The 1,739-nt window shown below is 52.3% G+C and carries 1 protein-coding gene; it reads left to right on the top strand.

Features of this window, described 5'->3' with window-relative positions:
- Window positions 1-1,739 (top strand): T9SS type B sorting domain-containing protein (locus tag IEW45_RS14705; protein ID WP_188622031.1); only part of this gene is annotated, 1,739 nt, incomplete at both ends.

Consider the following 1,739-nt stretch of genomic DNA (forward strand, 5'->3'; position numbering starts at 1 on the left):
ACCACACTCACCATAAAAGTACTGCCGTTACCAACCCCGGAGACCAATCCGGCACCGCTGGTACTATGCGATGACAACAACTCACCGGACGGAGAAGAAGAATTTAACCTGACCGATGCAGAAGACGACATACGCAACAACGACAACAGCACCATAATCACCTACCACGAAACCCCGGAAGACGCGGAAGAAGGCATCAACCCGATAGCCAACCCCGAAGCCTACCAGAGTCCGAGCGGTACCATCTACGTACGCGTAGCCGCCAACACCGGCAACCCTAACGACCAAGTATGCTACCAGGTAGTAGAACTGGAGCTGATAGTAAACCCATTACCGGAGCTGGGTGAAAACGGCATAATAGCACCAAACGCCTATTGCGAACAAAACACCGATGGCGTACACACCTTCATCCTTAACGAACACACCCCATACATACTGGGCGAAGACGTAAACCCGGATGATTACACCCTAACCTTCTACTACGACCAGGCCGCCTACCAGGCCGGCACCGCACTGCCCAACCAATACACCAACGAAAGCAGTCCGCAAACCATACTGGTAGCCGTAGAAAACAACACCACCGGCTGTATCGCCACCGGCGAAGTAACCCTGTATGTAGAAGAAGCAGCGATAGCCAACCCTGTAACCCAGGAATTCTTTGAATGCGACTACGATGGAGACAACGACGGCGTATACACCTTTGACCTGACCCAGGTAGAAGACCAAGTACTCGGCACACAAGACCCTGCCCAGTACAGCGTAACCTACTACGAAAGCGAAGCAGACGCCACAGCAGGCGAAAACCCGATAACCGACCCGAGCCTGTACAGCAATGAAAACAACCCGGGCGAACAGGAAATCTGGGTACGCGTAACCAACACCGCCACCATAAGCGGCTGTTACGAACTAACCAGCTTCACCCTATATGTAGAACCGATACCCGAGCCACAACTGCAAGGCGGAACCATCTGTGTAGACTATGACACGAGCGAAGTACTAAGCCCGTTTGTACTTGATACCGGACTGGATGACACCCATACCTTTGTATGGTATCAGGACGGCGTACAAATAGCAGGCGCGACCGAGTCCACCTACACCGTAACCCAGGCCGGCAGCTACACCGTAGAAGCCATAAGTGCCAACGGCTGTATCAGTGACCCGATAGCCCCTGTAACCGTAGAACGCAGCGGACCCGCCAGCCAACAGCTAAGCAGCTACAATGTAAGCGGTGCCTTCAGTGAAGACCAGACCATAACCATCATCACCGAAGGATATGGCGACTACGAATACCAGTTAGACTACGGCCCATGGCAGGACAGTCCGATCTTTACCAATGTAAGTCCGGGACTCCACCAGGTACACATACGCGACAAAGGCGCCTGTACCGATTATATCGTCACCCTGGAAGACGTAAGCATCATCGATTACCCGAGATACTTCACGCCAAACGGAGACGGTTACCACGACTACTGGAACATCTACGGTTTAAACAGCCAGGGCGATGCGGAGATTTACATCTTTGACCGTTACGGCAAGCTGATCAAACAAATCAGTTCTCAAAGCCAGGGATGGGACGGAACCTTTAACGGTAATCCGTTACCGGCAGATGATTACTGGTTCAGTGTAACTTTCAACGAGTACATCATCCAGTTAGTACCCCTTACCAATCCTGACGGGACACCGATTGTAGACCCTGATAGCGGTGAACCGGTAATGGGTCAGGTGCCAACTGAAGTTAC

The organism is Flavobacterium suaedae (assembly GCF_014642915.1).
Classification (GTDB): domain Bacteria; phylum Bacteroidota; class Bacteroidia; order Flavobacteriales; family Flavobacteriaceae; genus Flavobacterium; species Flavobacterium suaedae.